General features: G+C 54.7%; 25 protein-coding genes and 4 pseudogenes. 21 read left to right on the top strand and 8 right to left on the bottom strand.

The features are described 5' to 3' along the window. Nucleotides 1–142: 142 nt before the first annotated feature. Nucleotides 143–484 (bottom strand): annotated as a pseudogene (locus tag ACMTNU_RS03915) (tyrosine-type recombinase/integrase); the annotation flags it as partial. A 1,280-nt stretch (nt 485–1,764) separates the two neighbouring features. Between ACMTNU_RS03915 and ACMTNU_RS03910 the strand changes: the two are divergent. From ACMTNU_RS03910 to ACMTNU_RS03890, 5 genes and pseudogenes are all read left to right on the top strand, one after another. Then, the gene (locus ACMTNU_RS03910) at nt 1,765–2,013 is read left to right on the top strand and encodes a hypothetical protein (protein WP_413933883.1); all 249 of its coding nucleotides are present in this window, start codon (nt 1,765–1,767) and stop codon (nt 2,011–2,013) included. 51 nt (nt 2,014–2,064) lie between these two features. Then, a complete protein-coding gene (locus ACMTNU_RS03905; protein ID WP_413933882.1) occupies nt 2,065–2,526 on the top strand; it encodes a response regulator in 462 nt (153 codons plus the stop codon). After that, nucleotides 2,519–2,830 (top strand): hypothetical protein, encoded by a 312-nt coding sequence (locus ACMTNU_RS03900; RefSeq protein WP_413933881.1) that lies wholly within the window; start codon nt 2,519–2,521, stop codon nt 2,828–2,830. The genes ACMTNU_RS03905 and ACMTNU_RS03900 overlap by 8 nt, the downstream gene beginning before the upstream one ends. Before the next feature lie 736 nt (nt 2,831–3,566). Then, a pseudogene (locus tag ACMTNU_RS03895) lies at nt 3,567–4,577 on the top strand (IS30 family transposase). 458 nt (nt 4,578–5,035) lie between these two features. Further along, on the top strand, nt 5,036–5,254 hold the full coding sequence (locus tag ACMTNU_RS03890) for a hypothetical protein (RefSeq protein ID WP_413933880.1): 219 nt from the start codon (nt 5,036–5,038) through the stop codon (nt 5,252–5,254). Nucleotides 5,255–6,419: 1,165 nt separating this feature from the next. Here ACMTNU_RS03890 and ACMTNU_RS03885 read toward each other — a convergent pair. Next, entirely contained in the window at nt 6,420–6,776 is a 357-nt protein-coding gene (locus ACMTNU_RS03885; RefSeq protein ID WP_413933879.1) for a PilZ domain-containing protein, read from the bottom strand. Nucleotides 6,777–7,261: 485 nt separating this feature from the next. Then, nucleotides 7,262–7,657, bottom strand: a complete 396-nt coding sequence (locus ACMTNU_RS03880) for a hypothetical protein (RefSeq protein ID WP_413933878.1) — start codon at nt 7,655–7,657, stop codon at nt 7,262–7,264. A 282-nt stretch (nt 7,658–7,939) separates the two neighbouring features. Here ACMTNU_RS03880 and ACMTNU_RS03875 point away from each other — a divergent pair. The 9 genes and pseudogenes from ACMTNU_RS03875 to msrA all read left to right on the top strand — a co-directional run bounded on the left by ACMTNU_RS03875 (nt 7,940) and on the right by msrA (nt 13,434). Next, a pseudogene (locus ACMTNU_RS03875) lies at nt 7,940–8,770 on the top strand (IS5 family transposase). 238 nt (nt 8,771–9,008) lie between these two features. Continuing rightward, a complete protein-coding gene (locus ACMTNU_RS03870) occupies nt 9,009–9,173 on the top strand; it encodes a hypothetical protein (RefSeq protein ID WP_413933877.1) in 165 nt (54 codons plus the stop codon). 468 nt (nt 9,174–9,641) lie between these two features. Next, complete coding sequence (locus ACMTNU_RS03865; RefSeq protein ID WP_413933876.1) at nt 9,642–9,878, top strand: hypothetical protein; 237 nt, start codon at nt 9,642–9,644, stop codon at nt 9,876–9,878. Between the two features lie 50 nt (nt 9,879–9,928). Further along, a complete protein-coding gene (locus tag ACMTNU_RS03860) occupies nt 9,929–10,291 on the top strand; it encodes a response regulator (protein ID WP_413933875.1) in 363 nt (120 codons plus the stop codon). Nucleotides 10,292–10,903: 612 nt separating this feature from the next. Next, a complete protein-coding gene (locus ACMTNU_RS03855) occupies nt 10,904–11,044 on the top strand; it encodes a hypothetical protein (protein WP_413933874.1) in 141 nt (46 codons plus the stop codon). 343 nt (nt 11,045–11,387) lie between these two features. Next, on the top strand, nt 11,388–12,029 hold the full coding sequence (locus tag ACMTNU_RS03850; RefSeq protein ID WP_413933873.1) for an OmpA family protein: 642 nt from the start codon (nt 11,388–11,390) through the stop codon (nt 12,027–12,029). Nucleotides 12,030–12,106: 77 nt separating this feature from the next. Continuing rightward, nucleotides 12,107–12,487, top strand: coding sequence for a PilZ domain-containing protein (locus ACMTNU_RS03845; protein WP_413933872.1), 381 nt, complete (start codon nt 12,107–12,109; stop codon nt 12,485–12,487). A gap of 169 nt (nt 12,488–12,656) precedes the next feature. Then, entirely contained in the window at nt 12,657–12,818 is a 162-nt protein-coding gene (locus tag ACMTNU_RS03840) for a hypothetical protein (RefSeq protein WP_413933871.1), read from the top strand. 52 nt (nt 12,819–12,870) lie between these two features. Next, nucleotides 12,871–13,434, top strand: coding sequence for a peptide-methionine (S)-S-oxide reductase MsrA (msrA, locus tag ACMTNU_RS03835; protein WP_413933870.1), 564 nt, complete (start codon nt 12,871–12,873; stop codon nt 13,432–13,434). A gap of 18 nt (nt 13,435–13,452) precedes the next feature. Here the strand turns inward: msrA and ACMTNU_RS03830 are convergent, their stop codons facing one another. Then, nucleotides 13,453–13,890: a hypothetical protein gene (locus ACMTNU_RS03830; protein WP_413933869.1), complete on the bottom strand. Its 438-nt coding sequence runs from the start codon at nt 13,888–13,890 to the stop codon at nt 13,453–13,455. Between the two features lie 117 nt (nt 13,891–14,007). On the opposite strand from ACMTNU_RS03830, the gene ACMTNU_RS03825 reads away from it, so the two are divergent. The 7 genes from ACMTNU_RS03825 (at nt 14,008) to ACMTNU_RS03795 (ending at nt 22,807) form a co-directional block, all read left to right on the top strand. Further along, nucleotides 14,008–15,354 (top strand): porin, encoded by a 1,347-nt coding sequence (locus tag ACMTNU_RS03825; RefSeq protein ID WP_413933868.1) that lies wholly within the window; start codon nt 14,008–14,010, stop codon nt 15,352–15,354. Between the two features lie 157 nt (nt 15,355–15,511). Beyond that, a complete protein-coding gene (locus ACMTNU_RS03820) occupies nt 15,512–16,504 on the top strand; it encodes a PstS family phosphate ABC transporter substrate-binding protein (RefSeq protein ID WP_413933867.1) in 993 nt (330 codons plus the stop codon). Nucleotides 16,505–16,580: 76 nt separating this feature from the next. After that, on the top strand, nt 16,581–18,902 hold the full coding sequence (locus tag ACMTNU_RS03815; protein WP_413933866.1) for an ABC transporter permease subunit: 2,322 nt from the start codon (nt 16,581–16,583) through the stop codon (nt 18,900–18,902). A gap of 93 nt (nt 18,903–18,995) precedes the next feature. Next, nucleotides 18,996–20,411, top strand: a complete 1,416-nt coding sequence (gene pstA / locus ACMTNU_RS03810; protein WP_413933865.1) for a phosphate ABC transporter permease PstA — start codon at nt 18,996–18,998, stop codon at nt 20,409–20,411. 58 nt (nt 20,412–20,469) lie between these two features. Continuing rightward, the gene (gene pstB / locus ACMTNU_RS03805; protein ID WP_413933908.1) at nt 20,470–21,270 is read left to right on the top strand and encodes a phosphate ABC transporter ATP-binding protein PstB; all 801 of its coding nucleotides are present in this window, start codon (nt 20,470–20,472) and stop codon (nt 21,268–21,270) included. Nucleotides 21,271–21,274: 4 nt separating this feature from the next. Next, nucleotides 21,275–21,952: a phosphate signaling complex protein PhoU gene (phoU, locus tag ACMTNU_RS03800; protein WP_413933864.1), complete on the top strand. Its 678-nt coding sequence runs from the start codon at nt 21,275–21,277 to the stop codon at nt 21,950–21,952. Nucleotides 21,953–22,096: 144 nt separating this feature from the next. Continuing rightward, on the top strand, nt 22,097–22,807 hold the full coding sequence (locus ACMTNU_RS03795; protein WP_413933863.1) for a response regulator transcription factor: 711 nt from the start codon (nt 22,097–22,099) through the stop codon (nt 22,805–22,807). Nucleotides 22,808–22,881: 74 nt separating this feature from the next. On the opposite strand, the pseudogene ACMTNU_RS03790 reads toward ACMTNU_RS03795, so the two are convergent. The 4 genes and pseudogenes from ACMTNU_RS03790 to ACMTNU_RS03775 form a co-directional block, all read right to left on the bottom strand. Beyond that, a pseudogene (locus ACMTNU_RS03790) lies at nt 22,882–23,342 on the bottom strand (arsenate reductase ArsC). Beyond that, nucleotides 23,339–24,418, bottom strand: a complete 1,080-nt coding sequence (gene arsB, locus ACMTNU_RS03785) for an ACR3 family arsenite efflux transporter (protein WP_413933862.1) — start codon at nt 24,416–24,418, stop codon at nt 23,339–23,341. Before arsB ends, ACMTNU_RS03790 begins: the two are co-directional and overlap by 4 nt. A gap of 15 nt (nt 24,419–24,433) precedes the next feature. Next, on the bottom strand, nt 24,434–24,907 hold the full coding sequence (locus ACMTNU_RS03780; protein ID WP_413933861.1) for an ArsI/CadI family heavy metal resistance metalloenzyme: 474 nt from the start codon (nt 24,905–24,907) through the stop codon (nt 24,434–24,436). Then, nucleotides 24,904–25,281: an ArsR/SmtB family transcription factor gene (locus tag ACMTNU_RS03775; protein WP_413933860.1), complete on the bottom strand. Its 378-nt coding sequence runs from the start codon at nt 25,279–25,281 to the stop codon at nt 24,904–24,906. The genes ACMTNU_RS03780 and ACMTNU_RS03775 overlap by 4 nt, the downstream gene beginning before the upstream one ends. Nucleotides 25,282–25,309: the final 28 nt, after the last annotated feature.

Raw genomic sequence — 25,309 nt, 5'->3', positions numbered from 1 at the left:
ACGAGTTAGTAGAGTCCTCCACCCCGACATAGCTTCCTGGTTGCGCGGGGGCTGCAGATCCAATTCCATCCCATCGCGGCAGCACCGGCTCATCCAGTCGATCAACAGCCTGACGATTCCCCCCTGGGATCAGGTGTCCATATAGATCCACCGTGATCGCGATGGAGCTGTGCCCCATTTGTTCCTTCACGTAGACGGGGCCCTCGCCTTGCTGGAGCAACAAACTGGCGAAGGTGTGGCACAGATCATGGAATCGAATCTTTCGTAGCCCTGAGACCCGAAGAAGCGTATAGAACGCCCGGTGCCGGAGGTTGTCTCCGTCCAACAACCCACCTACTTCGTTACAGAACACCCATTCCGGAATACTGGGCCACTTGTTCGACGAGACTTCAAGTTGTCGATCGATCCGGAGGTCGGCAAGAGTTCGAGTCAGCTCTCGGGACATGTCGACGCGCCGCACTTCCCCGCTCTTGGGAGTCGTCACTTTGCCGTGGGTGTAGTTTCGTTGCACGAGCAGAAAGCGGCTGTTTCTCGTGCGGTCAGAAGTTGCATACACGCTGTTGTACGGCGAAACACGACAGGCGTCGATGGGTGCAACTGCATCTGAATGACACTGAATTGAGGGGCAGGAAATACCTCTCAGAGTGCGACGGGTTAGCGCTTATTGACCGGTAGAATGGCGTGAATGATAGAAGCGTCGTTTTACCACGTTCATTCCCGTTTGCTTGTCGGGAAAGGGCGGAAACATCAGGGAGAGAAGGCGAGCGATGTCCTTGAATGCTCGGTAGTCAGTCTGTCCCGCTTTCTTCCAGATTGAGTAGAGGGCAACAATCACAGGCGCCCAAAAGCCATGACGAGACCAATCACTACCTTTGTGGCGTCGTTTGGGAGGATCTTCATCATCGGGATCACAGGGTGTGGCTGTAAATGGATGAGGAATTGTAGAAGGATTCTCAGCGAGATAAGATCTGAATGCATCCAATTCAGATTCAATTTCCGTGCTCTCGCTTTTGAGTGAATCCCTCATTGCTTGAGGAAGCAGGAGCACTTCAAAACGTCCGCGATCGGGCTTTTTAGTCGTTTGAGTTCTCCCTTCACAAAATCAGCCTGCCTTCTTTGTTCTCGTGCATCGTAGTACTGTTCTGCCGCAAGAGCCCATCGACAGTGATGAAGAAACACGTTCCTGTAGGGAGGTTGGCTGCCTCATAGCACGCTCAAAATTTCGCGTGAAGAAATGGCCTTGCCACTTAGTTCTTTAAAAAGATCTTTCGCCCTTGCAACTCCCGAATGCAGTCTCACGCATCTAAGGAGTCGTAACTCATGATTTACCTGACCCAAGACGGGTAGCTTCTGGCCAGCTAACCGCATCCGCTGACGAAGGTTGTATAGCTTGGTGCTGCGAGTCTGTCGATTTGCGAGATAGGCTGAAGCTTTGGATTGAGACAAGACTCTTGCCTTAGAAGGCATGTCCCCTCCTGTCGGGTCCTGGTGAGGAGAGGAGGCAGGGCGCCCAGGTAACGCCCCCGATCGGTTCATGAGGCTGACTGTTGCCTCCAGAAGCGACAGTATCATGAAGCGCGGGTCATGATCCGTAAGAGGCGTGTAGTCGCCCAGGTCCCGGTAAGGCAAGTAGCTTCCTCTGTTCCTAACCCTATGGAACTGCTTCTCCCCCTCTTTCGACGTACCTCGTTCAGATCTAGTCCAAATCGTCATCCCTGATACGGTTGTCTCATGCGCGATGCGATCACCACACGGAGGGATGCCATGACGACCTGTACACGGTGCCAAGGCTTGATGCTGGAAGAACATATGATTGACCTGGAAGGGGACTATGGCGAGATGTGGAGCTTCAGCTGGCGCTGCGTTAATTGTGGCCATCGGGATGACGCGGTGTTGCAGCACTACCGCGAGCTGTATGCCAATCCGGTGGCGGTCAGCCCGGCCACTGGGATGCTCCAAGAGGCTTTCGGGGTGTCCTGGGAATCCGAGGACATTGAATCACTGGCGGCCTAAACGAGTTGGGTGAGTAGGCGGAGACTCCACATCAAGAGGGGCCAGTGAATCATGGCAGGTACGATCCTGATCATTGAAGACGACGCATCCGTGCGCATGCTACTGGCCCGAGTCCTTGAGGATGCGGGCTATCAGGTCTTTGAGGCCGCCAATGGGCGGCAGGGGCTCGAACAGTTCCATGCCCAGCCGATGGACTTGGTCCTCACGGATCTCGAGATGCCCGAGATGAATGGCTTGGAGCTGATCGTGGAATTAACCCACGCGTTCTTGAACGTGAAGGTTATCGCCATGAGCGGCCGATCGGGAGACGAGCTTCAACAGGCTCGGGCTCTCGGTGCTCGACAAACCTTTGGGAAACCGCTCGATCTTGCGATACTGCTCCACGCCGTGCAGTATGAATTACAACACTCACAGCGCCCTCAACGAAAGGAAGTCTCGACGCTGCCCGACGAGTCTCGGGACAAGCATAAGGTCATGATTGCTGAGTCGCGTAATGGAGAACACCATGGATAGTAACAAATGTGGAAGTGACCCGATAAAAGTTCAGATCATACAGACCTGTCTCGAACAGCAGTTCGTCGACGTGAGGTTCAGTCAGACGATCAGGCCAACATTTACCTTTCACAATAGCGAGCGCAAGCTATCTTGGCTGCTGGTCATGAACAGCGAGTTCTTAGCGGATCGCAGCATGTCCCCTGAAGCGCTGCAAGGATTCGTCGAAGAGAAGGTTATCAAGAAGGTCCATGCGAATCCGGGTAAGCGGATACAGGTTTCAAAGTATTGGGACATCACCGTCGAAGAAAAGAATCTTTCGTAACGTGCTGTCATCGGAATTTGATGTGATCTCTGGCGTGACGGCCGTGGCCATATTACACAGCTACCGCATTGACCACGCGAACTCTCAGGCATACGCGTGGTGTGTGACCGTTCAACGGCGTGGCCGAATCGACCCTCGGCACTCTACCGATTCCGTCTACGACCGTTGGCCCGTCGAGAATGCTGCCGGATGAAGAAACTGAACAACCGCACTGGAGTCTCGGGGGTCACTCGGATTAAACCAAGCAACGTTTTTTAGGACGAGTACGTCACCGGCGGTACTGGCTCGCACAAGGGCCGATCAGGATGGCACAGCCCGGATGAAGAAATTCTCCATCAAGCAATACGGGTAACGAGGGGTGCGTCCGTTGGCATGAAGGGCCAGGCGTGAGGCGCGAAAATCTCTCACCACACGAGTTGAGTCGCTCTAGCCCTCTCACCCCGGTACTTGTCCCATGCTATAATGGCAGCATGCCTAGAAAGACGCACCCAAAGCCCCATCTGGTTGCCAAGCGCACGGGTAAGGCCATCAGACAGCTGGGCCGCGTCAGTGGGTCTAATAAAATGCTTCCACAACCACTCCCCAATACCAGCCGGGTTCCCTGGCTTCCACCGCGTCCCAAAATGGGAACGGACCCCTAGCCGCAGGACAGCTGAGCAGTCTTTAGACATTCCAAGCTGCTTGAGTTCTAACTCCAAGTGCAACACTACCAGCCCTGATGGGCTACGGTGTTGCTATGCGAACCAGCTCCTACAGACACCTGAGTGCCGAAGAACGTGCAACCTTGACCCTAGGCCTCGCCGCCGGCCATTCGTTGCGGCAGATGGCAAGGGTATTGGGACGAGATCCCAGCACCGTCAGCCGCGAGATGGCCCGCAACGCCGGGCAGAGACCGTATCGAGCCTGCACGGCGCACACACTGGCGTCGGCGCGAGCGCGGCAGCCACGGCGCCTCCGGAAACTCCGTGATCCCTGGCTGTAGGCGTACGTCCAGCGCCAGCTCCGGGAGGGCCACTCGTCCGAGCAGATTGCCGGACGCCTGCGACGCGCGTATCCTGATGATATGCGCAAACAGCTGTCGCCTGAAACCACCTATGCTGGCCTGTCTGTGCTCCCGCGAGGGACGTTGCGCACCGAATTGCTCACAGCCCTATGTCAGGCGCGCAAAACGCGGCGACCTCGGGCGCGTGGAACGGATCGCCGGGGCCAGCTTCCCAACATGACGCCGCTGGCTGAACGCCCTGCCGAGGTGGCGACCCGCACGGTACCCGGCCACTGGGAAGGCGACCCGCTGAAAGGCGCTCGCACTGGCTCGGCTGTGGGTACCCTGGTGGAACGGACCACGCGGTTGGTGCTGCTGGCCAGAATGGACGGCACGGATGCCGCCAGTGCCTACCGAGGCTTCACCAAGAAGCTCCGACAGGTGCCCGTCCCGTTGCGGAACACGCTGACCTACGATCGGGGCAACGAGATGGCCAAGCACGAGCAGCTGGCCCAGCGACTCTCGATCCAGATCTTCTTTGCCGATCCGCATGCCCCGTGGCGACGTGGCACCAACGAGAATACCAATGGCCTGCTGCGTCAGTACCTGCCCAAGGGCACGGACCTGTCCACCTATACGCAGCGTGAGCTGAATGCCATCGCCCATCGCCTGAATACGCGCCCGAGAAAATGTCTCGACTTTGCCACGCCCCTGGAAGTCTATGCGCAGCTGCGCCATCATTCACCCGTTGCACTTGGAACGTGAAACCGCCCTGGCTTAGATGTCGTTTCCCCTGCAGTGGGCTGGGCGGCCCCGACTCTTTCAATAGTCTCTGTATATGTTCCTGAAGACTGTGAGCAGATACAGAGGATTTCACGCGGAGATTCTCGTCGGGGACTGCCGAAGCTGCCATCTTACTCAGGAAGTTTGTCTCGCAACGCCGAGAAATTGTACTTCTCCAAAGGCATGAGAACTCCTTACGAGGCTGGAAGTATGAAAAGGAAGGTTGAGGTGCGAGGGGAACGTGTGGGTTACGGATCTCTCCTCGCCCTGTACCGCCCTGGGAGTGACGGAAGCAAGGCAAACGATCCTGAGGTCAAATGATCCCTTGACTCTTCATAGGTTGAAGAAGGATTGTAACCGTCACGGTATCGTGCATGCACAGCAGACTGATCGGATGAGAACGCTCTCAAAATCATTCAGAATGACGAAGGAGATTTCGTATGATTCGTATTCTATACGCGCTGCCCTTTGCCCTTCTGGCGAGTGCGATGGTCTCCGGATGCGCCGATGATTCTTTGTCGGGTCGGCAACGCCCCGCGCCTGGCTACGACAACGTCAATATAGGATCATCGCAGCCGGGCCAACCGCATCGTTACGACGAACCTCCACCGGCGGCACAACGTGATCCGTATAGCCGTAGCCAGCCTGGCTACTATTAGCAGGACGCCCTTGAGACGATTAACTGATCGTTCACGCTCCCTCACTTGCCTCCCATGAACACTGGCGTCAGGCCGCTTATCGAGAGAACGTGCACAGTACCTGTGAATGATACATTGCAAGGGTGGCTGGATAATAAGTAGTTCGTGCCATAACGGAAGATGTCTCGGGCAACAGGGGGCTCACCTCAGACACGATTTGTCGGAGTGGCGGGCAAAATACAAAACCCCTCAGAGTACCCAAGCAATCAACCTCGGGGCCCAGTGGTTTGAAGAGGGCGATCCTCATGGACCACCCTCCTTGCAAAGCGTACCGCATGAGGCGGCGTAGTGTCCGGATCGCGAGGGGCCCAGGGTGGAACTGTAATGAAGCGAAACCGATGGAGCGACGTTCTGGCGGCGGAGGAAAATTCGATCGCTGGCAAGCGAAGAGAATGCCCGGCCGGTTCAGTGGAGCCGCTGGGCATCACGAGCGCTCCTCATGACCACGCAAGGAATCTTCGTATCCTCTTCTCGTAATGTCGAAGCACTGTGCGAAGAGTCAGCCCTGGACGAGGCGTCAGGGGTGCAAGGGCATCTACGATCTCCTTCGCCTCCGCCAGAGCGGCCAGTGCGGCCTCTTCGCGTGATCCAAAACTGCCGTAAGCATGTCCTGTGTGGAACCTCCAGCCGGTTGAGCTGATATCGATCATGCGATAGGCACAACTCCACGTGTGGTCACTGTGCCGCTTCGGAGTGAGCTTGATTGTGCGATGCTTATACACAAGCATTGGGTCGTCGGTTCTCCTGGCACGTTAGTGAAGGGTAGTGTCTCGTTGCTGCAAGCTCGCACAATCTTCCTCGGTCAGAACGTCTTCATCGGTATCCATGTCCTCGTTTGGGGCCATGAGGGAGTCCTCCTCGAACTTCGGTGGGAGGTCATACGCTGCGCGTAGCTCATTCAGGAATTTGGTGAATTCTTGGCGGTTCATCATTGGGGAGGCCCTCCGTGCGAGTGGTGATCTTGCTAGAGAAAGGGGATCGCTCGTTGCATCGAAGGCGATATTCGAAAGTAGGTGAAGCGGGTCGAAATCATGTTTGTTATCCTGATGGGTTCTCGAACGTGCTTTTGTATCCAGAGCCAGTCCTAGAGCATCTAATATCTGCTGACGGTTCGCGACCCTTCTTCCTAAACCACCTCGAAGGCGGTTGAATCCACAGCCTCATGCTCACGCTGTTGGAGGAAATGGGTCAAGTGCGCCCGGTCTAATTCATCCATTTGCCCAAATTCCCACCCGGCCTCGTGTCCGTACGTCCAGCGCACCACGGCAGAAGGAACAAGGAGGTGATGACAGTTATCTCCTTCCTGCAAGGTGATAAAAATGGGCTTCTCTACTCCAACAGGCATGGGGTGCTTCACGGTCACGCGCACCCCTGTCGCTGAAAGATCGCGCACCATTCCCTCAATCATGCTGTCTTCGGTGACGCAATAGAACTGAAATTGCACGGGAGTCCGTGATTCATTTCGAAGTGCGTAGGGTTTCATGAGTTCTCCTCCTCCTGCCATCGGATTCAGTACATCCTCTATGAACAAGCCTAATAGAACCGCCCGGATGCGCCATGCCACCTATGAGGGGTGTAGAAGCCAAAGAGGTAGGGGACAGCGGTTCGGTTCGGGCACTCTCCAGTACGCATCGAGCTGCATTGTGCAAGGAATGGAAGGCGGCGTTTCCCAACCGTTCCCTGCCTTTACCACCAACAGGGATGGCCGGTTGCAACGTAACGGATTCTTCCGCACGCCGTTCTGTAAAAGAAATAAGTGTGTGAACAGGGGAAGAGTCTTAATTTTGCCTGGCAGTCCTATTTCTGGGATGGTGGGAGATAGGCGACCGTCGATTGCACTTCATCACGGATAAGATAATTGTCAGGGTAGTAGTTAGTGTGATGGGAACCGAAATCATGAAGAGCATCGTTCACAGCGTTTCCCTGTATTTGAAGGGCAAACGGCGTAGTAAAGCGTGCTCCTGCTCCCTAAACCATTCGATGTCGACGATCATAGCTTTGATCTCGAGACTGGTACTGGGAGGGGTAGGCAAGGTTGCAGTAGCGCCGACAGAAGAAGGGATGAAACGGAGCGTGATACAGAATCCCGACTCGCCGTTGGCATTGAGGACAGGTAAACCAGGGACGCTTCCCACCATGAGGGCCAGTTGAGTAGATCAGTGATACCCGCTGAAGCATTCGTGTTGACTCCACCAGTATAGAGAGCTCTACGGCCGACTTCAGTGCCGTAATCTGCACAGCCTCGATGCTGGACCCCTTATTCGTCCTCCAGACCCACTCATACGTCGTGTTGGGATAGAGCCATCCACCGCGATTGAGTTGGGTGACGTTGAGCGCATGAAATTGGGTGACAAGGGCTTTCATCTCGGCCGTCTAACCTCTCCCTATAAGACCTCTACAAACCTCTACAAATATCTTGGCTTTTACTGATATCGAGCACTCGAAATCATCAGGTGTGTCACCGGGTGCGCACCTCAACATGGTCATACTCGGGTCTTTTTCGCTTCCTCAGTAATCGCGCCCATTCTCGACTGGTGATGTCCCCAGGAGACCAAGTTTTACTTAGAGCGCGTAACAAAATGACTGGTGAGGGGCGGATGATGTTTCGGGACGTGATGCCGCATACTGGCAATTATGGAGGAACGAATGCCAGGAACCGTCTCGAAATGGCTCCCCGACGACCTCTGGGAGCGAGTCCACCCCCTGCTCCCTAAGCCGCGCCGGCGGCGAAGCCGGTATCCGGGCCGCAAGCCCCTGCACGACCGCGCCGTTCTCACCGGCATTATCTTCGTGCTGCGTACCGGCATCCGTGGCGCGAGATGCCGGCTGAGCTGGGGTGCGGCTCCGGAATGACCTGTCTGCGTCGGCTCAAGCGGTGGCACCGGAACGGTGTGTTTCAGAAGCTCTACGAGGTGCTCTTGGCTGAGCTCCACGGAGCCGACAAGCTGGACTGGTCTCGCGCGCTGGTTGATAGTGCGACCACGAAGGCACCGAGCGGCGGTGAGCAAACAGGCCCCAATCCCACCGATCGCCGCAAGCTGGGCTCGAAGGTACACGTGCTGGTCGATGCTAAGGGCATTCCGCTGGCAATCCAGGTGAGCGGCGCTAATACCCACGATGTCACCCAGGTGATCTCGCTGGTGGATGGGGTGCCGAAGGTTCGGGGGAAAAAAAGGCAGGCCACGACAAAGACCGGACAGGCTGCAAGGGGATCGAGGCTATGACTCCGAGCCGCTCCGCGATCAGCTTCGACGCCGTGGGATCGAGCCACAACTCGCGAAACGGCGGACCGAGCATGGCGCTGGGCTCGGCAAGACACGCTGGTATGTCGAGCGAACCCTGGCCTGGTTCAAGCGCTATGGGAAGATTAGGATCCGCACCGAGAGGCGGGCCGAGAACTACGAAGCGCTGGTCAAGCTAACAGCCTGCCTCATCTGCCATCGAAATCTCCGAGATCATTTTGTTACGCGCTCTTAGTTTTGTTAACAAGGTTGTCTACACGGTACTGCGACATGTCAGTCTGTTCAGCTTCGAAATCATGAGGCTCCTTCGGTCCGAAGCACCAATCAGAAGGTCTCCGACCTTTTCGAGGGGAGCGCCGTACTGCAGTGCGATGCTCATCACGCGGGCAATGACGTCGTAAAGGGCAATGGCCTCCGGGGGTGCAGTCGTCACCTTTCACATGAAGGAAGATCTCAGCAGGAGCCTGATCATCATGGCCCGAGAGATACAGGGTGCGTCCGCCAATGCGGACCTTCTGGGTGATGTGGTTGCGACGCGAGGAGAGGGCAAGACGTGTGCTCATGCCCTGTGGTTGCCGAGCCACGTTGGAACCATCGGTCCGAAACTGGTTGCGCCGAGGTTGCAGAGTTGCGTCTAGCCTGCCACGGTTTTCACTCCTCTGCATGGTCGGACTCTTGATTTTGTGGGGTTTTCTGGGTTTCCGTCTCGTCGGGCTGTGACTTCGAACCCGTAGGTCGCAGGTTCAACTCCTGCCGGGCGCACCACAGATTCAATGGGTTCTCAGAATCTCCCAAGCTAACATGCCTGCCTGGTTGCACAGGACTGCAGGCTCTTCTCCATTCCAACGCGAATTGAGCTCGATCCACAGTTTTCGAGAACCCGACCTAGTCCGGCAAGCTTTGATCGGCTGGTTGCCTCCCAGATGGAGAGGCTCTCCCCATACGAACCGCTATTATCGAGTTGTATTCCTGCAAGATCGCATAAGTCCGAGTTGTCTACTTCCTTACCCCCCTTTAGACGTAACTCCTTCAGATCTAGTTGGAATGATCCTCCCTGGTACAGTTCTCTTAACCGGATTGTGGGCGCTAAACAGGAGGGAGCGACGATGAACTGTACACGTTGCCAAGGCTTGATGCTGGATGAGCACATGATCGATATGGAAGGAGGGTATGGCGAAATGTGGAGTGTGAGCACACGCTGTGTCAATTGTGGTCATCGGGATGATGCCGTCATTCAGCACCACCGGCAGTTATCTGCCAAACCGGTGATGGCGACGATGTCAGCTCACGAGGTGCTTAACCTGGACTGGGACTCAGAGGAAATGGAATCGTTGGCCGCCTAATAAATCGGGTGTGTGAAGGGCGACTTGAAGAGCACGAAAGGGATACGGTGATGAGGCCACGTACGATTCTGGTGATCGAGGATGATGCGTCGGTGCGAGTCTTGCTGGCGCAGATCCTTGAGGATGCCGGGTATCAAACCTACGAGGCCGCCAACGGCCGAGAGGGGCTTGAGCAGTTCCGTGCGAACCCCATGGATTTGGTCATTACGGATTTGGAGATGCCGGAAATGAATGGGTTAGACCTTATCTTGGAACTGACTCGTGCGTTTCTGGATGTGAAGGTCATTGCCATGAGTGGACACTCTCCAGATGAACTGCAGACGGCCAGACTCCTCGGGGCACGGCAGACATTTGCAAAACCATTGGATCTCTCTACGTTACTCCGCGCCGTACAGTATGAATTGCTACATTAGCTACTTCGTAGGCTTGGAGCCTGGTTCTCAGTCGCGAGCATAGACTTTCAGGCTCACGTCATATTGATCAGATCGGGATCAGATATAAAGCCGAATCTAGTGTTACATAGGGGCGTCACGGTTTGCCTATAGCGTGTATCTGTCGCCACGAGGTAGCAGAGTTGCGGAAATCTTGCCTTGATTTTCTCTTGTTTGCCTGTGTAACGTCCGATTGGGTGTGCTTTTCATTAGATTGAGACTGTCAGCTATATCATCGAATAAGTCGGTCGGATGGTGAATTTCTGTTGCCACACCAAGAGCGTTCCAGGGCTCTCCAGCGTTTACAATAGGTTGTGGGCATGTCGAGGTTGGTCCCAATGGGAAGCGGCGTGGACCAAGGGCTAAGCGTGATCTACACTTAACCGGGGACAAGGTAATCCCGTGGGCTGGTTTTTCCGATATAGCACTCAGGAAACGAGGACAGCTGGAGGGGTTGGCCACCCTATGAGGCAAGTGTGGACTCGGCAATGTCCTTGTTGCGGGAGACCTCTTCAGAAAATCGATCCAATGAGTCCATGGGTTTGTGTCTGTGGATGGCGCAGTTGATGCATCGAGCAAGAGGAGGGACGTGGTATGACCCCTGTTTTGCACGATATGAGGGCGGCATTTTTCCTGGTGGTTGCTCTGGCCATGCTGTTGTTTATCTGCGCGCTCGCCGGAATGGGAGCTGTGTTGCGACCTGTCCGCTGGGCTGATCGTAGCGGCTCTCGCTGAACAACCAGGACACGGTAGTCTGTCAGGATAACAGATTGCCTCGACTGGTCCGTGTGCGCCCCGTTCATCGAAGGATTTCTTCTCTCCGAGCCATCCCATTTCTGCCTCTTTAGAGAGATCATTCCCTACCGACCCGGTCATCCGGCCGGATATGAAAAATTGTTAGGCATCCTGCTGGCAATCGGCTAAACTCCTGTTACTGCATCACTTTATCATCATTGGGAGATAATTGTATTTGCAGGCAGGGCGAAGGCGCATTCTGAAATCATTACTGCATCAAGTGGCGATGAATAGATGATGGAGCTGAGTTGTGAGTGTAGAAGACCATAAGAGGAGAAAGACTATGACCAGAGTGGTGATGAAGCTGGGAGTGGTGGTGGCCGTGGGACTTCTTTTCTTGTCGAACCAGGGGTGTAGTAAGAAATGGGTACAGTCTGAGAGCGAAGGGGGGTCCGGAAGCACCAGCTCAAAGGCTCCGAGCATTTCCGGTGGAAGCCCAAGTGGGGAACTCAAGGGGTTTTCTCGGAATCCTGCTGAGGAACGCCTTTCGCCAGGCGGACAGGGTGGACATCCAACGAGTCTAAACCCGTCAAGCTTTCCGGGGCGGCAGCAAGCGGAGTTGACGAAAGAAGAGCGAGCTGCTGTCGAAGCTGGATTGCAAGATGTATTTTTCGGGTATGACCAATGGACTTTATCTGAAACAGGTATAGAGGCGCTCAATCTCGATGCGCACTATCTGAAAGATCATCCTGGCGCTGTGCTCAAAATAGAGGGCCATTGTGATGAGCGGGGGACGAGCGACTACAACATGGTCCTCGGCGACAAGCGTGCCAAAGCAGCTCGCAATTATCTGCAGGAAGCAGGAGTCAGTCCTAATCAGCTCGCGATTGTGTCCTATGGAAAGGAACGGCCGTTCTGCAGCGAGCGACAGGAATCCTGCTATCAGCAGAATCGGCGGGGACACATGTTGCTCTCGACAAAATAAGCAACGGTTCTTGGATGTGATTGGCAAGATGTCCCAGGGGGTTACTTGTTGGAAGGGTCGCTGAGGGATCGTCAGCAGTGAAAAAGCTGAGTTCATTCTTCAAATCCAAACCTGTTGAATCTACTCTGGAACAGCCAGGGGCGGATGAGCGCCGAGTTCAACCGCGGTTTACCGCCCAGTTTCGTAGCACGTTTTCCGGGAATAAACAGGAAGGACAGGGACGAACGGTAGATATTTCTGCCGGCGGCTGTAAGATCGAAAGCAATATGCAGGTGGAGCAAGGCGCGAAATTTGAATGCCGTCTCCACATCCCGGGTCTTGACTGGCCGTTACGCGTAGATGAAGCAATCGTGAGGTGGGTTGGGGCGAATAGCTTCGGACTCGCATTTTTGCGGGTTGCTCCAGACGAGTTGGTCAAGCTGACATCGGTTCTCACCGATCTCGAACGGGACGAGTAGCCTTCCTCCCCGTCTCGTTGATTTGTATCTTCCATTCACGTCTGTTCCCATATCCGGTTTGTCTCCTCACTACTTCCCAACGGTTGACACAGCCACCACAACTATCAGAAAGTACGAAGGTATGCGGTGCCTCGATCACGGGGCAGGTTATTCGAGAAAGGAGTTGAGAGTGGAACAGCGGTATGCAATCACGGTGAAGTTTGTGGTCGATGCTGATTCAGCGGAAGACGCTGAGGAAATGGTCGAGACGGCCTGTGAGAAAGCGTCGGCGTCGTTCCCGGAAATGAGCTACGAAGGGATTGAGGACATCGAGGAAGAAGAAGAGGATTAGCCGGTCGCTATCTGCTGAAAAAATCCCACACGGCACTCGACTCAACCACATTATGGCCGATGAACCACGAACGATCCTATCAGGGCAGGATGTTGCCATTCTTGCCGGAGGCTGTTTTTGGTGTCTTGAAGCCGTCTATGACCAGGTGCAAGGCGTGGAAGCAGTTGAGTCCGGGTACATCGGCGGGGCCATGGATAATCCGACATATGAAGCGGTGTGTGGGGGGCAGACCGGCCATGCCGAAGCTGTGCGCATCACGTTCAATCCAGTAGTGATCTCGTACCAAGAGCTTCTCGAAATATTTTTTGTGGTTCACGATCCTACCACCCTCAATCGACAGGGCAACGATATCGGCACGCAGTACCGTTCAGCGATCTTCTATAATAGTCCAGCCCAGCAACAAACAGCTGAACAGGTTATCAACACCGTAACAGATGACAGACTGTATGATGCTCCTATCGTGACGCAGGTTATTGCGGCGACACAATGGTATGAAGCAGAAGCCTACCATCAGGAGTATTTTGCTCGAAACCCGTTCCAAGGGTACTGCCAATTCGTGGTCGGGCCGAAAGTGGCGAAGTTCCGCAAGCAATTTGCTGAGAGGCTCAAGTCCTAGTTCCGACAATTCTATTTTCTACTTCCCCAACCACCTCATCAGCGTATCCCGCACCGCTCCCAATACAGCCGGTTTTTGAAAGACCTGATGAAGGCTGAGCCGTACTTCAGCATGCACCGGACAAAACGGCCATTCTGCAGTCGGATTTCCTTGGACTTCGGCTTTGATCCAACCGTCTGGCTCACCCGCTGAATTCTCGAGCACGATCAATGGGCTATTGGGATCGAGTAAACAGGTTTCGTCAGGGTGAAGAGACTGGGATGCAATTGGTGTGGTGAATGTCGCGCGCTGCTGGCCGTCTGAAAAAACGGTGTCGCCTTCACGAATAGGGCCAACCGGAGCAAACGAGTACAAGATAAGCGGTGCGAGCAGAATGATCAGCATCGCAATCCCGATTGACCACAAGGGTGGTTCCGTTTGGTTCTGATCCTGCGCGTTCGGGGAATCTGGTGCCATGATGGGTTAGATCGTAGCGAATTTAACAAGGGTGTAACAACACCGTAGCATCAACTTAACGTTCATCAACTATATCCTCTCTCAGTTCCATACACGACTAATTGAGGAGGTAGGTGAATGAAGAAATGGGGGTTGGTAAGCGTCTTGTATGTGCTGAGTCTGGGAGTGATCTTTATGGCCGCTGTGGCACAAGCCAGCGTCGAGGATCTCCTCTATGAAAAAGGGCAGATTACCAAAGAGGAATGGCTCAAGTTGAAAGCCGATGAGGAAAAAAAAGAAGCAATTATTCAGGACAAGGCAACAATCAAGAAATGGTTCGATAAGATCAGCATTCGCGGGTATGTGCAAGCCCGGTATACTTATCTGCCTGGAGATAAATCCATCCGAAGTGAGTACGATAACACTATTCGGGATAATACCGGTTTCGCCTTCCGCCGAGCCCGCCTAATCTTTTCAGGTGATATCACGGACTGGCTCTCGTTCTACATTCAGCCGGAGTTTGCCGGCACTGTTCCTGGTACGACAGGGGATCAGAGCAACCACTTTGTCCAACTGCGTGATGCCTATGCCGATATCTTTCTGCCTGTGTCGTTTCTATTCTTTGGCGAGAAGGAGCTGCGGCTTAGAGTGGGGCAGTCGAAAGTCCCCTTTGGATGGGAAACCCTTCAGTCCAGTCAACAGCGAATTGCCTTCGACCGAAGCGATGGGCTCAATAGTGCGGTGAATGGCGAGCGTGACCTCGGATTGTTTCTCTACTATACGCCGACGGAAACCAGAAAATTATTCAGAAAACTGGTTGAATCGGGTCTCAAGGGATCTGGAGACTACGGCGTCTTAGGCATCGGGGTGTACAATGGCCAAACCATCAATGTGAACGACCGTAATGACAACAAGCATGTCGTCGTCCACGCCACCTATCCTATGGAATTACCCTATGGGCAGATCATTCAGTTCGGCGTGGATGCCTACCGCGGGGCCTTCAATGTCGGTGCGACCGCACCGCTGACAACTGGTGGCCCGGCTATTGGTCGAGAAAATAACGGGAATATTCTCGACGAACGAGTCGGTGTACATTTTATCCTGTACCCACAACCAATTGGTCTTCAAGCGGAGTGGAATTGGGGCAATGGTCCTCAGTTGAACGCGACTCGGACACGTGTGGAGGAAGGGGATATTCAGGGTGGCTACGTCCAGGGGATGTATAAGTGGGATGTGGATAAACCCTGGCTGACGAGCCTGATCCCCTACGTGCGGTACCAGGAATACAGCGGCGGAAAGAAGCACCGGACCAATTCACCATTCAATGTCGTTCGGGAGTGGGAGGTTGGGATGGAGTGGCAGATCGCGAAGTCGTTAGAGTTCACGATTGCCTATGCGCGAAGCAGACGTACCGATACACAGACCGCACCATATAACATCCGCGAAGGCGATATTGTCAGGACCCAGCTCCAGTATAACTTTTAGTGATGAAAGGGGCAGGCCAGAGCCTGCCCCTAGACATCCAGTGAGCGAAATCGGCGTGTGCATATGTAACACTCCTGTAACATTCGCGTAATATGATGGCAATGAGACAAGGTTAGAGTGTCAGTAGAAAAAGTTCAGGATTATGAAAGGACTGTCCATGAAAACATTGGCTGTGAAGCCTGGCTTGGCATACGTTGCTCTCTTGGGGGCTCTTGTATCGAGTGTTCCATCTGTCTATGCCGATGACGCGATCGTGCTGGACCCTGCCTTAAAAGGCTATGTGAAGGTCACCGGGGTAACCGGCAATGTCAACAGTATCGGTTCAGATACGCTCAACAATCTGATGACGCTCTGGGCCGAGGGGTTTCGTAAACAATATCCAAATGTGAAGATTCAAATCGAAGGCAAAGGGTCGAGCACCGCGCCACCGGCTTTGATCGAAGGCACGGCCCAGCTTGGACCAATGTCCCGAGCCATGAAAAGCACGGAGATCGATTCCTTCGAGAGAAAATATAGATACAAACCGACGGCCTTCCCGGTGGCCATCGATGCGCTGGCCGTGTATGTCAATAAGGATAATCCGGTCCAAGGGCTCACCATGGCGCAAGTGGATGCGATCTTCTCCAAGACTCGTCGGTTTGGGGCACAGCAGAACATTGAGCGGTGGGGGCAACTAGGGATTACAGGCGAAGTGGCGGCCTCACCGATCAGTATTTATGGTCGTAATTCAGCATCCGGCACCTACGGGTTCTTTAAAGAGTTTGCCTTGAAAAATGGAGATTACAAAGACGAAGTCAAGGAACAGCCAGGGTCAGCATCTGTTGTGCAAGGCATTACAGAAGATCAAGCTGGCATTGGGTATAGTGGGATCGGCTACCTGACTTCCGGTGTTCGGGTCCTTCCCCTAGCCGAGAAAGAGGGAGCACCCTTTGTGGCTCCCACACAGACCAATGCGATGAACGGGTCCTATCCTCTGTGGCGCCATCTGTTGATCTACGTCAATAAGGCGCCGAATAAGCCGCTTGATCCGCTCGTGAAGGAATTCATCAAGTTTATTTATAGCAAGGAAGGGCAAGCCGTCGTCATCAAGGATGGTTTCTTTCCCCTTCCGCAGTCGGTGATCGAAAAAGAATTGCCAAAAGTCGAATAGACTTGAAGTCGGGTGTTTGGGGTGGGGTGATCGCAAAGACGATCATGACCACTAAAAGCAAAGTTAGGGTCAGCGCATGAACGTGCCTCCACTCACTCCCGAACCGGTGTTTCAAGGAGACCCCTCTCCAGGCCGGGCCTCGATATCGGCCCAGGCCCTGCTGGAAGGGCTTTTTACTCGACGCCAAATCAGATCACTGACCGACGGGGGCACCCGCTTGATCATCAAGACGGGCGGGGTCAGCATTATCCTCTGCATTCTCGGGATGTGTGTCTTTCTCGTGAAGGAAGTCATCCCGCTTTTCCTTCCGACCCAGGCAACTCTGAACGAGCCCGTTGCTCTTCCTTCAATCAAGCATCCAGTGACCTCAGCTCTCGTCGGCATTGACGAACATCAAGAGCTTGCCTATGTGATACGGGATGACTCCTTGGAGTTTGTCTTCCTAGGAGAAGGCACTGCTGCCATATCCAAAGTGCCATCGCGTGGCTTACTGCCGGATGGAACGGTTACCGTAGTAGCACGAGCCTTGGGGAAGGGACACAATCTCGCCATGGGCACGGGGGACGGGCGTATGATCCCCGTGACAATTGAGTTCACGCAGGACTTTCACGACGAAGAACGGTCGATTGCTCCAGCGGTCAAGGTGGGGACTCCCATTGCTGCGGCATCGACTCCACAGGCGATTACCAAGCTGGCATATCAGACAACGGATTCCGAGGTGCGGGTCGCCGCTCTACTGGAAGACCAGCATCTCTGGCTGACGACCGGTCGCAACGTCTCTCGCCCGGATGGAACAACCTCTGCGTCGACCACGCAGGTTGATCTGACGCCCAACATCTCCGGTCGGGTGACCGCGCTCACGCTTGCAAGCCGGGCAGAGCTTCTTGCCGTCGGCACGGCGAACGGAAAGGTCTATCATTTCGATCTTCGGGATGCGGCCAAGCCTCTTCTTGCTGAGACGACACAGGCATCCGGACAAGACCAGGCGATTACCGCGCTGGCCTATCTGATGGGGGACCGGAGTCTCGTGGTCGGTGATGCGGCCGGGCAGGTGGTCGTGTGGATGCCTGTACGGGAGCATGCCGGAACGAATCAGACGCATATGACGGCGGTGCATCGGTTCCTTCCCCATCAGAGTGCGGTGACCGAGATTACGATTTCACAGCGCGATAAGGGGTTCATCACGACCGATGCCGAAGGAGAAATTCGGCTGCACCACTCGACGTCTGCACAGACGTTACTCACACTCACTCCACGACAGGGTGGGATCCGCAGCAGCTATTTTTCACCAAAAGCGGATGGAGTGGTCAGTGTGACCGACAATAATCACCTCCTCCATTATCATATTGCCAATCCTTATCCGGAAATTACTCTGGCAACCTTGTTTTCTCCGGTGATGTACGAAGGCTATGAGCGGCCTGAGCTGGTGTGGCAGTCCTCGAGCGGATCAGACGACTTCGAGGCCAAGTTTAGCTTGACTCCGCTTATCTTTGGGACAGTAAAGGGTACGTTCTACGCGGTCCTTCTCGCCGTGCCGTTGGCGGTATTAGCCGCGATCTACACCTCCATGTTCATGCATCCGGATTATCGGGCCAAGATCAAGCCGATCATTGAAATCATGGCAGCGCTCCCGACGGTGGTCCTGGGATTCCTGGCCGGACTCTGGTTTGCCCCGGTGCTGGAGCGAAATTTTCCTGCGATGGCCGGTATGGTTTTGTTGACCCCCTTTGCTGTTGCCATTTCCGCCGGACTGTTTCTCCTTCTGCCCGCGTCCCTTCGGCATCGAATCCGGCCTGGCGTCGAAGCATTTCTCATGATGCCGGTCATCATCGCCGTGGTCGGGGGATGCTTGGCGGCGAATGGCTGGTGGGAGTCCTTCCTGTTCGATGGCCATTATAAGCCCTGGCTTCAGACCCATCTGGGTCTAAATTACGACCAGCGCAATGCCATTGTCGTGGGCGTCGCCATGGGGTTTGCGATCATTCCCATCATCTACAGTATTTCGGAAGAGGCGCTGACTAATGTCCCCAAAAATCTCATCGCCGGTTCTTTGGCGCTTGGGGCGACGCGCTGGCAGACATTGATCTACCTCGTTCTCATCTCAGCCAGTCCGGGAATTTTTTCAGCCCTTATGATTGGACTCGGCCGAGCGGTTGGAGAGACCATGATTGTCCTGATGGCAACGGGGAACACGCCTATTATGGACTGGAGCTTGTTCAACGGCTTTCGGACGCTGTCCGCCAATATCGCCGTGGAGATTCCGGAAGCGCCGCACGGAGGGACCCTCTACCGCACGCTCTTTCTGGCAGGGTTACTTCTCTTTATCGCAACCTTTCTACTTAACACGGTCGCGGAGCTTGTTCGACAGCGGCTTAGGGAGAAGTATAGCCAATTCTAGAGACAGCAGCGGCCAAAAGACCAGAAGTCGAGATGGGGCGAAAGAAACCAGGTCTCGTGCGAGACTTGGGCGTGACGATGAGCGAGTGATTTCATGAAACAGTGGGTCAGGCAATTCATGGCAAGCGGGGAGCTCTTTATTTGGGGCTGTGGGGCAGGGCTGTCTTTGTCGCTTCTGATGATCGGAGGACTCCTTGCTCTTATCCTGATGAACGGGTTCGGGTATTTCTGGCCGGCGGATCTCGTTGAATTGACTTTGAAGGACGGCAAACATGTGATCGGTCAGTTGGCTGGAGAGGAGATCGGTCCCAAGGGGATTCCCCGTATCAGAGTGAAGATCGGGAATCGTGATCTGTATGGATTAGACTATCGATGGATCAATACCGATCAGATCACCGAGCGGGCTCAGCCATCTGATCTTGTCATGGTGGAGCGGCGGGAGTGGGGGAATTTCTATGGACGTCTCCTGACGATTACCAAGGAAGACCAGTCCGTAGCTGAAGGGGCGGAAGCGGTGTGGCAGTCCCTTCCGGCTCTGATTCGGCAGGCGGGAGGAAGTGAAGAAGAGAGTCTCTACACAGTGCTCGTGGCCGATGCCAATGGTAGAGAAAAATCCATCGGACTCAGCCAAGTTGTGCGGGTCTTACGCCCCAACAATCTCTCAACGTGGGAAAAGCTGTGGGTCTACGGCGGCAACGTTTGGATGGTCTTGACTACGGAACCACGAGAGGCCAACACGGAGGGCGGAATCTTCCCGGCCATTTTCGGCACCGTGATGATGGTGCTGATCATGAGCCTCATCGTGACCCCGTTCGGTGTGATCGGCGCCTTGTACCTCAGAGAATATGCCCGTCAGGGTATCATCGTGAGGACCGTCCGTATCGCCGTCAATAATCTCGCCGGAGTTCCTTCCATCGTCTTCGGGGTGTTCGGATTAGGATTTTTCGTGTACGGTGTCGGTGGGACGATCGACGCCCTGTGGTTCTCCGACCGGCTGCCGACTCCGACCTTCGGCACAGGAGGTATTCTCTGGGCCTCTCTCACATTGGCGCTGTTAACCGTTCCCGTCGTGATTGTCGCGACGGAGGAGGGGCTGGCGGCTGTACCACGGGAGTACCGCGAGGGGTCGATCGGCTTGGGCGCAACCAAATGGGAAACCATATGGAAAGTTGTGCTTCCCACCGCACTTCCTGGAATTCTTACCGGGTTGATCCTTGCGATGGCCCGTGCGGCAGGAGAGGTCGCTCCCTTGATGTTGACCGGTGTGGTGAAACTGGCGCCGGCCATGCCGATCGACTGGACCTGGCCGTTTTTGCATTTGGACCGGAAGTTCATGCACTTGGGGTTTCATATTTATGACGTGGGGTTTCAATCGCCGAACGTCGAAGCGGCCAAACCCATGGTCTATGTCACGACGTTGGTGTTGATTCTCGTTGTGGTGCTGCTGAATTTGACCGGAATCGTCTTGCGCAATCGGATGAGGAGGAAATATGCTGGATCAGCAGTATGACGTGAGGTCCAGTGTCCGGACCATTCCCGCGGCTGTTTCCTCATTGGAGATCGAGAGTATGGACTATCCTGATTCTACCCTACAGTCTCAGCCCGGCGTTTCGGGCAAACCGAAGCTCCGGGTAGAGGGCTTCAACTTTTATTATGGTCCCGTCCAAGCCTTGTTTAAAGTCGACATGACTATTCCTGAACACCAAGTGACGGCGTTTATTGGGCCGTCCGGATGCGGGAAGTCCACCTTGCTCCGCTGCATGAATCGCCTTAATGACCTCATCGAAGGGGCGCGGCATGAAGGGAATATCCTGCTCGATAACATGGATATTTTTAACCCGCTCATCGATATTACTGACCTTCGAAAACGGGTGGGAATGGTCTTTCAAAAATCCAACCCCTTCCCCAAATCGATCCATGAAAATGTCGCGTACGGTCCGCGGTTGCAAGGTTTGAAGAACCGGGCGGTGTTGGATGAGATCGTCGAGCGCAGCCTCCGAGGAGCAGGCCTCTGGGAAGAAGTGAAGGATCGTCTCAACAAGAGTGCACTTGGGCTGTCCGGAGGGCAGCAGCAGCGACTCTGCATCGCGCGGGCGCTCGCCGTGAAACCCGACGTGCTCCTGATGGACGAACCCTGCTCGGCGCTCGATCCGATCGCGACGGGGATCATCGAAGAATTGCTGTTTTCCCTGAAGAAGGAGTTGACCGTCGTCATTGTCACGCACAATATGCAACAGGCGGCGCGAGTGTCCGATTGCACGGCATTCATGTATCTTGGCCGCCTGATCGAGTTCGGCCGGACCAAGCAGCTATTCACGAATCCCTCGAACAAACAGACCGAAGACTATATCACCGGGCGATTTGGGTGAGACGATGATTCAACGACATTTCGACGAGGAGCTTGCTGAGTTAAAGACGAAACTGGCACGGATGGCCGGGTTGGCTGAGGACCAGATCGACAAGGCGCTGGCCGCGCTGGTCAGCCGAGATTCGGCTTTGGCCTGTCGCGTGATCGAACGAGACCACAAGGTGAACGCCTTGGATGTGGAGATCGACGAAGCCTGTATCGAGCTGTTGGCGCTCCATCAACCTGCGGCCCGTGATCTACGGTTGGTCACGACGGCCATGAAACTGTCCACCGAGCTCGAACGAATCAGTGACCTGGCGGAGAGCATCTGTGAGCGAGCGATCGAGCTGAATGAGGAACCGCAACTCAAACCTTACATCGACATCCCACGGATGGGAAACCTGGCCCGGGTGATGGTGAAGGAAAGCATTGATGCCTTCGTGAAGGAAGATGCCAAACTGGCCAGGAAAGTGATCATGGATGATGATTTCGTCGATGATCTCATGGAGCAGTTGTTTCGTGAGCTGCTTTCCTTCATGGTCGAGAATCCTCATACGATTTCGCGTGCCATTCGATTGAGCTTTATCGCCAAGTCTCTTGAGCGAGTGGGAGATCATGCCACGAACATCGCTGAGCTGGTCGTGTATCTGGTGGAGGGCAAGATCATTCGGCATACATCACCGACGGCAGTGTCGGAACGCTGATGGTATCAATGTCGTGCCTGTGGCGGTGCGAGACGTCTCGTGAAGCTACAGGTCTATGGCGTTCTTCAGGCGAATACAAAATAGGGAGCGAGGCACTCTCCCGGTTTGGCCTTCTCTTCATTCCATTACCCACAGACTGATCCGATGGGTAACAGCACGAACAAGAAAATTCTGGTTGTCGAAGACGAGCCGGAGATTGCACAGCTCGTCACACACTACTTGGAGAAAGAGGGATTTCGAACGGCCACGGCACTGAACGGGTTCGAGGCAATTAAGAAGGTCAAAGAGGACAAACCTGATCTGCTGGTTCTCGATCTTATGCTCCCGGAGCTCGATGGTCTTGAGGTGTGCAAACGGCTGCGTTCGACTCCCGATACCGCGATGCTGCCGATCATCATGCTGACGGCCAAAGCCGAAGAGTCGGACACGATCGTTGGACTCGAGCTGGGTGCCGATGATTATGTGACGAAGCCGTTCAGCCCGAAGACCCTCGTCGCACGGATCAAATCACTCTTTCGCCGAATGGAACGGGCCAGCGATCAAAAACCAACATCCGGAACCTATGGCCCACTCGCGATCGATCTAACCCGACACGAAGTAAGAGTACACGGGGCGGAAGTACTGCTTACCGCTAAAGAGTTCGGGCTGCTGGAACATCTATTGCGCCATCCCGGGCGCGTACTGACCCGTGAGGTGCTGCTCAATGAAGTGTGGGGATACGATTACTATGGAACGACGCGAACCGTCGATGTCCATATCCGTCGATTGAAAGTGAAGGTACCGCTGCTCAATGAGGCGATCGTTTCGGTCAAGACACTTGGGTACAAACTCTTGGACCATCCTCCGACACGGTGAAATGTTCTGTCGTTTTGAATGACAACCCAGCAGCCATTGGCCGCCTTCCCTGATCCTGGTTCCCGTTCCTGTGTTCAAGTCACCTGTGGCGTGGATGTTGAGCTGGGCTCAGACAATTGATCAGCCTCTCGCAACCACCCTTGGATTTGCTTGCCGATCTCATCGCGTACTCGCCTGAAAACCCGCAGGCGTTCAAGAATGGCACCTTGCGCATGGGCAGGATCATCAAAACTTCAATGTAGCCGACGTCTCCTCTTGGCTCGGTTGGACAGGATTCCTGGGCGTGATCACACACCGTAATGACATAGTGAAGCCGTCGTCCCTGAAATTCTGCAACATGCTTTGAGTACTGGTGAGAAATATCGATTCCCACCTCCTGCATCACCTCAACGGCTTGCGGGTTTACCCCGACCGGATTGGTCCCAGCACTCAGAGCCTCAAACCTATCGCCTGCTAAGTGGCGCAGCCAGCCTTCTGCCATTTGGCTGCGGCAGGAATTGCCCGTGCAGAGAAAAAGTACCCTGCGTTTCATCATGCCGCCTCCGCTGGAAACCAATCTCGTGTCCGGTTACAGGCCGCGCAGACTGATAGCATCACCGGTACTTCCACCAACACCCCGACCACAGTGACAAGGGCTGCACCGGATTCCGCACCGAAGAGTGCAATGGCGGTGGCGACCGCGAGTTCAAAGAAGTTGCTGGCTCCGATGAGGGCGCCTGGTGCGGCTACGGCGTAAGGTACCTTGAGCCATTTCATGAGTCCGTAGGTCAGCGAGGCGTTGAAATATACTTGTAAGAGAAGCGGGACGGCAATCAATGCCACATGCCACCCCTTGCCGCTGATATTGTCGGCCTGAAAGGCAAAGATCAGCACCAGCGTCGCGAGCAGGGCGACAATGGTGACAGGGGCAAAGCGGGGGAGCAGGGTCTGTTCAAACCATTCCTTGCCGTGGTTGCGGATAAACCACTGCCGGAGCAACAGGCCGAGAGTTAATGGAATCACGATGAAGGCCAGCACCGAATAGAGCAGCACTTCATAGGGCACGTGCAGCGATGACGCGCCATTCACCAGAAACGCCACCAGCGGTGCAAACAGCACCAGCATGATGAGGTCGTTCACCGACACTTGTACCAGCGTATACGCGGGGTCTCCGTCGGTGAGGTAGCTCCACACAAACACCATGGCCGTACAGGGAGCCGCCGCAAGGATGATGGCTCCGGCTATATATTGGTCCGCGTCCGCTGGTGTGATCCACGTGGAGAACAGGAAGCGAAAGAACAGCCACGCCAGGAAGGCCATCGAAAACGGTTTGACGATCCAGTTCACAAACAGCGTAGTCAACAAACCGCGCGGTCGCTTGCCGACATCGCGCACGGCTGCAAAATCGACCTTCGTCATCATCGGGATGATCATCAACCAAATCAGCACGGCGATAGGGAAATTGACGTGGCTGCCCTGACCAAACTCCATGCTCCGCAGCAGCTGAACAGCAGCCGGAGCCGACTGGCCGAGGAGAATCCCGGCCACCATGCACAGCCCCACCCACACCGTCAGGTAGCGTTCAAACAGATTCAGTCGTTTTGGAAGAATTGGAGCAAGAGCAGCATCCATACATCAATCTCCTTATCAACCGCAGCACCCAGCGGATTGTTCTGAAGGTTCGCAGCAATTAGGCGTTCCCATTGCCTCCGGGGTGCAGCAGGCACTGTCGCTCATGACCGGATTCTTCCCGTAAATCTCGGCATCTTCCATTGTCCGGTAGGTTTCCCAGGCCAGCCCAGCCGGGTCTTGCACCCATGTTTTATCGGACTTGGCATAGCAGCAGACTGTTTCACCTTCATCAAAAGCAGGTAGGCCGGCGCTTTTGATCCGTCCGCGCACTTCATCCAGCTCGCCATTGTCGTCAACCTGAATCCCAAGATGGTCAACACCCTTCTTGCTGGGGCGGGTGGAAATGGCAAAATTCACGCGTGGGTCATCAAGCAGCCACTTCGCATAGTCGGTCTTGGTCTTCACCGGATCAGCACCAAAGAGGGCAGTATAGAAGGGGATAGCTTGCTCGATATTTTCGACACCGATATGGATATGCAGACGTTTCATGATGGTTTCTCCTTTCCTTTAGGCGTGCAACAGGTTGGCATTTCAATCACGGAACAGCCCCGTTTTGTATCCTCGCGGATGCTGGCGAACTCCATGCGGCAACAATCCTTCACCATATAGCGGATGAGGTCGGTGAAGAATTCAAAATTCGCGCGGTAGATAATGAAGCGGCCCTCGCGCTGCGACAGGACAAGCCCGGCATGGCTCATCTGCGATAAATGAAAGGACAGGGTGTTATGGGGAATGCCGAGCGTCTCACTCAATGTTCCCGCTGCGGTCCCGTCCTGCCCGTATTCCACCAGCAAACGGAACACCCGCAGACGGGTTTCCTGCGACAGCGCACCAAAAGCAACGACAGCATCTTGTGTATCCATATGTCCAGACTAATGGACTTATAGGAGT

The sequence above is a fragment of the Nitrospira sp. BLG_1 genome, assembly GCF_047338595.1.
Classification (GTDB): Bacteria; Nitrospirota; Nitrospiria; order Nitrospirales; family Nitrospiraceae; genus Nitrospira_D.
The sequence above is the reverse complement of the archived record's forward strand: the minus strand, read 5'-3'. Positions and strand labels throughout refer to the sequence as shown.

Coding starts and splice junctions, on each gene's coding strand:
- ACMTNU_RS03910 (WP_413933883.1), top strand. CDS start 1,765: ATGACGACCTGTACACGGTGCCAAGGCTTGATGCTGGAAGAACATATG.
- ACMTNU_RS03905 (WP_413933882.1), top strand. CDS start 2,065: ATGGCAGGTACGATCCTGATCATTGAAGACGACGCATCCGTGCGCATG.
- ACMTNU_RS03900 (WP_413933881.1), top strand. CDS start 2,519: ATGGATAGTAACAAATGTGGAAGTGACCCGATAAAAGTTCAGATCATA.
- ACMTNU_RS03890 (WP_413933880.1), top strand. CDS start 5,036: ATGATTCGTATTCTATACGCGCTGCCCTTTGCCCTTCTGGCGAGTGCG.
- ACMTNU_RS03885 (WP_413933879.1), bottom strand. CDS start 6,776: ATGAAACCCTACGCACTTCGAAATGAATCACGGACTCCCGTGCAATTT.
- ACMTNU_RS03880 (WP_413933878.1), bottom strand. CDS start 7,657: ATGAAAGCCCTTGTCACCCAATTTCATGCGCTCAACGTCACCCAACTC.
- ACMTNU_RS03870 (WP_413933877.1), top strand. CDS start 9,009: ATGGCCCGAGAGATACAGGGTGCGTCCGCCAATGCGGACCTTCTGGGT.
- ACMTNU_RS03865 (WP_413933876.1), top strand. CDS start 9,642: ATGAACTGTACACGTTGCCAAGGCTTGATGCTGGATGAGCACATGATC.
- ACMTNU_RS03860 (WP_413933875.1), top strand. CDS start 9,929: ATGAGGCCACGTACGATTCTGGTGATCGAGGATGATGCGTCGGTGCGA.
- ACMTNU_RS03855 (WP_413933874.1), top strand. CDS start 10,904: ATGACCCCTGTTTTGCACGATATGAGGGCGGCATTTTTCCTGGTGGTT.
- ACMTNU_RS03850 (WP_413933873.1), top strand. CDS start 11,388: ATGACCAGAGTGGTGATGAAGCTGGGAGTGGTGGTGGCCGTGGGACTT.
- msrA (WP_413933870.1), top strand. CDS start 12,871: ATGGCCGATGAACCACGAACGATCCTATCAGGGCAGGATGTTGCCATT.
- ACMTNU_RS03830 (WP_413933869.1), bottom strand. CDS start 13,890: ATGGCACCAGATTCCCCGAACGCGCAGGATCAGAACCAAACGGAACCA.
- ACMTNU_RS03825 (WP_413933868.1), top strand. CDS start 14,008: ATGAAGAAATGGGGGTTGGTAAGCGTCTTGTATGTGCTGAGTCTGGGA.
- ACMTNU_RS03820 (WP_413933867.1), top strand. CDS start 15,512: ATGAAAACATTGGCTGTGAAGCCTGGCTTGGCATACGTTGCTCTCTTG.
- ACMTNU_RS03815 (WP_413933866.1), top strand. CDS start 16,581: ATGAACGTGCCTCCACTCACTCCCGAACCGGTGTTTCAAGGAGACCCC.
- pstA (WP_413933865.1), top strand. CDS start 18,996: ATGAAACAGTGGGTCAGGCAATTCATGGCAAGCGGGGAGCTCTTTATT.
- pstB (WP_413933908.1), top strand. CDS start 20,470: ATGGACTATCCTGATTCTACCCTACAGTCTCAGCCCGGCGTTTCGGGC.
- phoU (WP_413933864.1), top strand. CDS start 21,275: ATGATTCAACGACATTTCGACGAGGAGCTTGCTGAGTTAAAGACGAAA.
- ACMTNU_RS03795 (WP_413933863.1), top strand. CDS start 22,097: ATGGGTAACAGCACGAACAAGAAAATTCTGGTTGTCGAAGACGAGCCG.
- arsB (WP_413933862.1), bottom strand. CDS start 24,418: ATGGATGCTGCTCTTGCTCCAATTCTTCCAAAACGACTGAATCTGTTT.
- ACMTNU_RS03780 (WP_413933861.1), bottom strand. CDS start 24,907: ATGAAACGTCTGCATATCCATATCGGTGTCGAAAATATCGAGCAAGCT.
- ACMTNU_RS03775 (WP_413933860.1), bottom strand. CDS start 25,281: ATGGATACACAAGATGCTGTCGTTGCTTTTGGTGCGCTGTCGCAGGAA.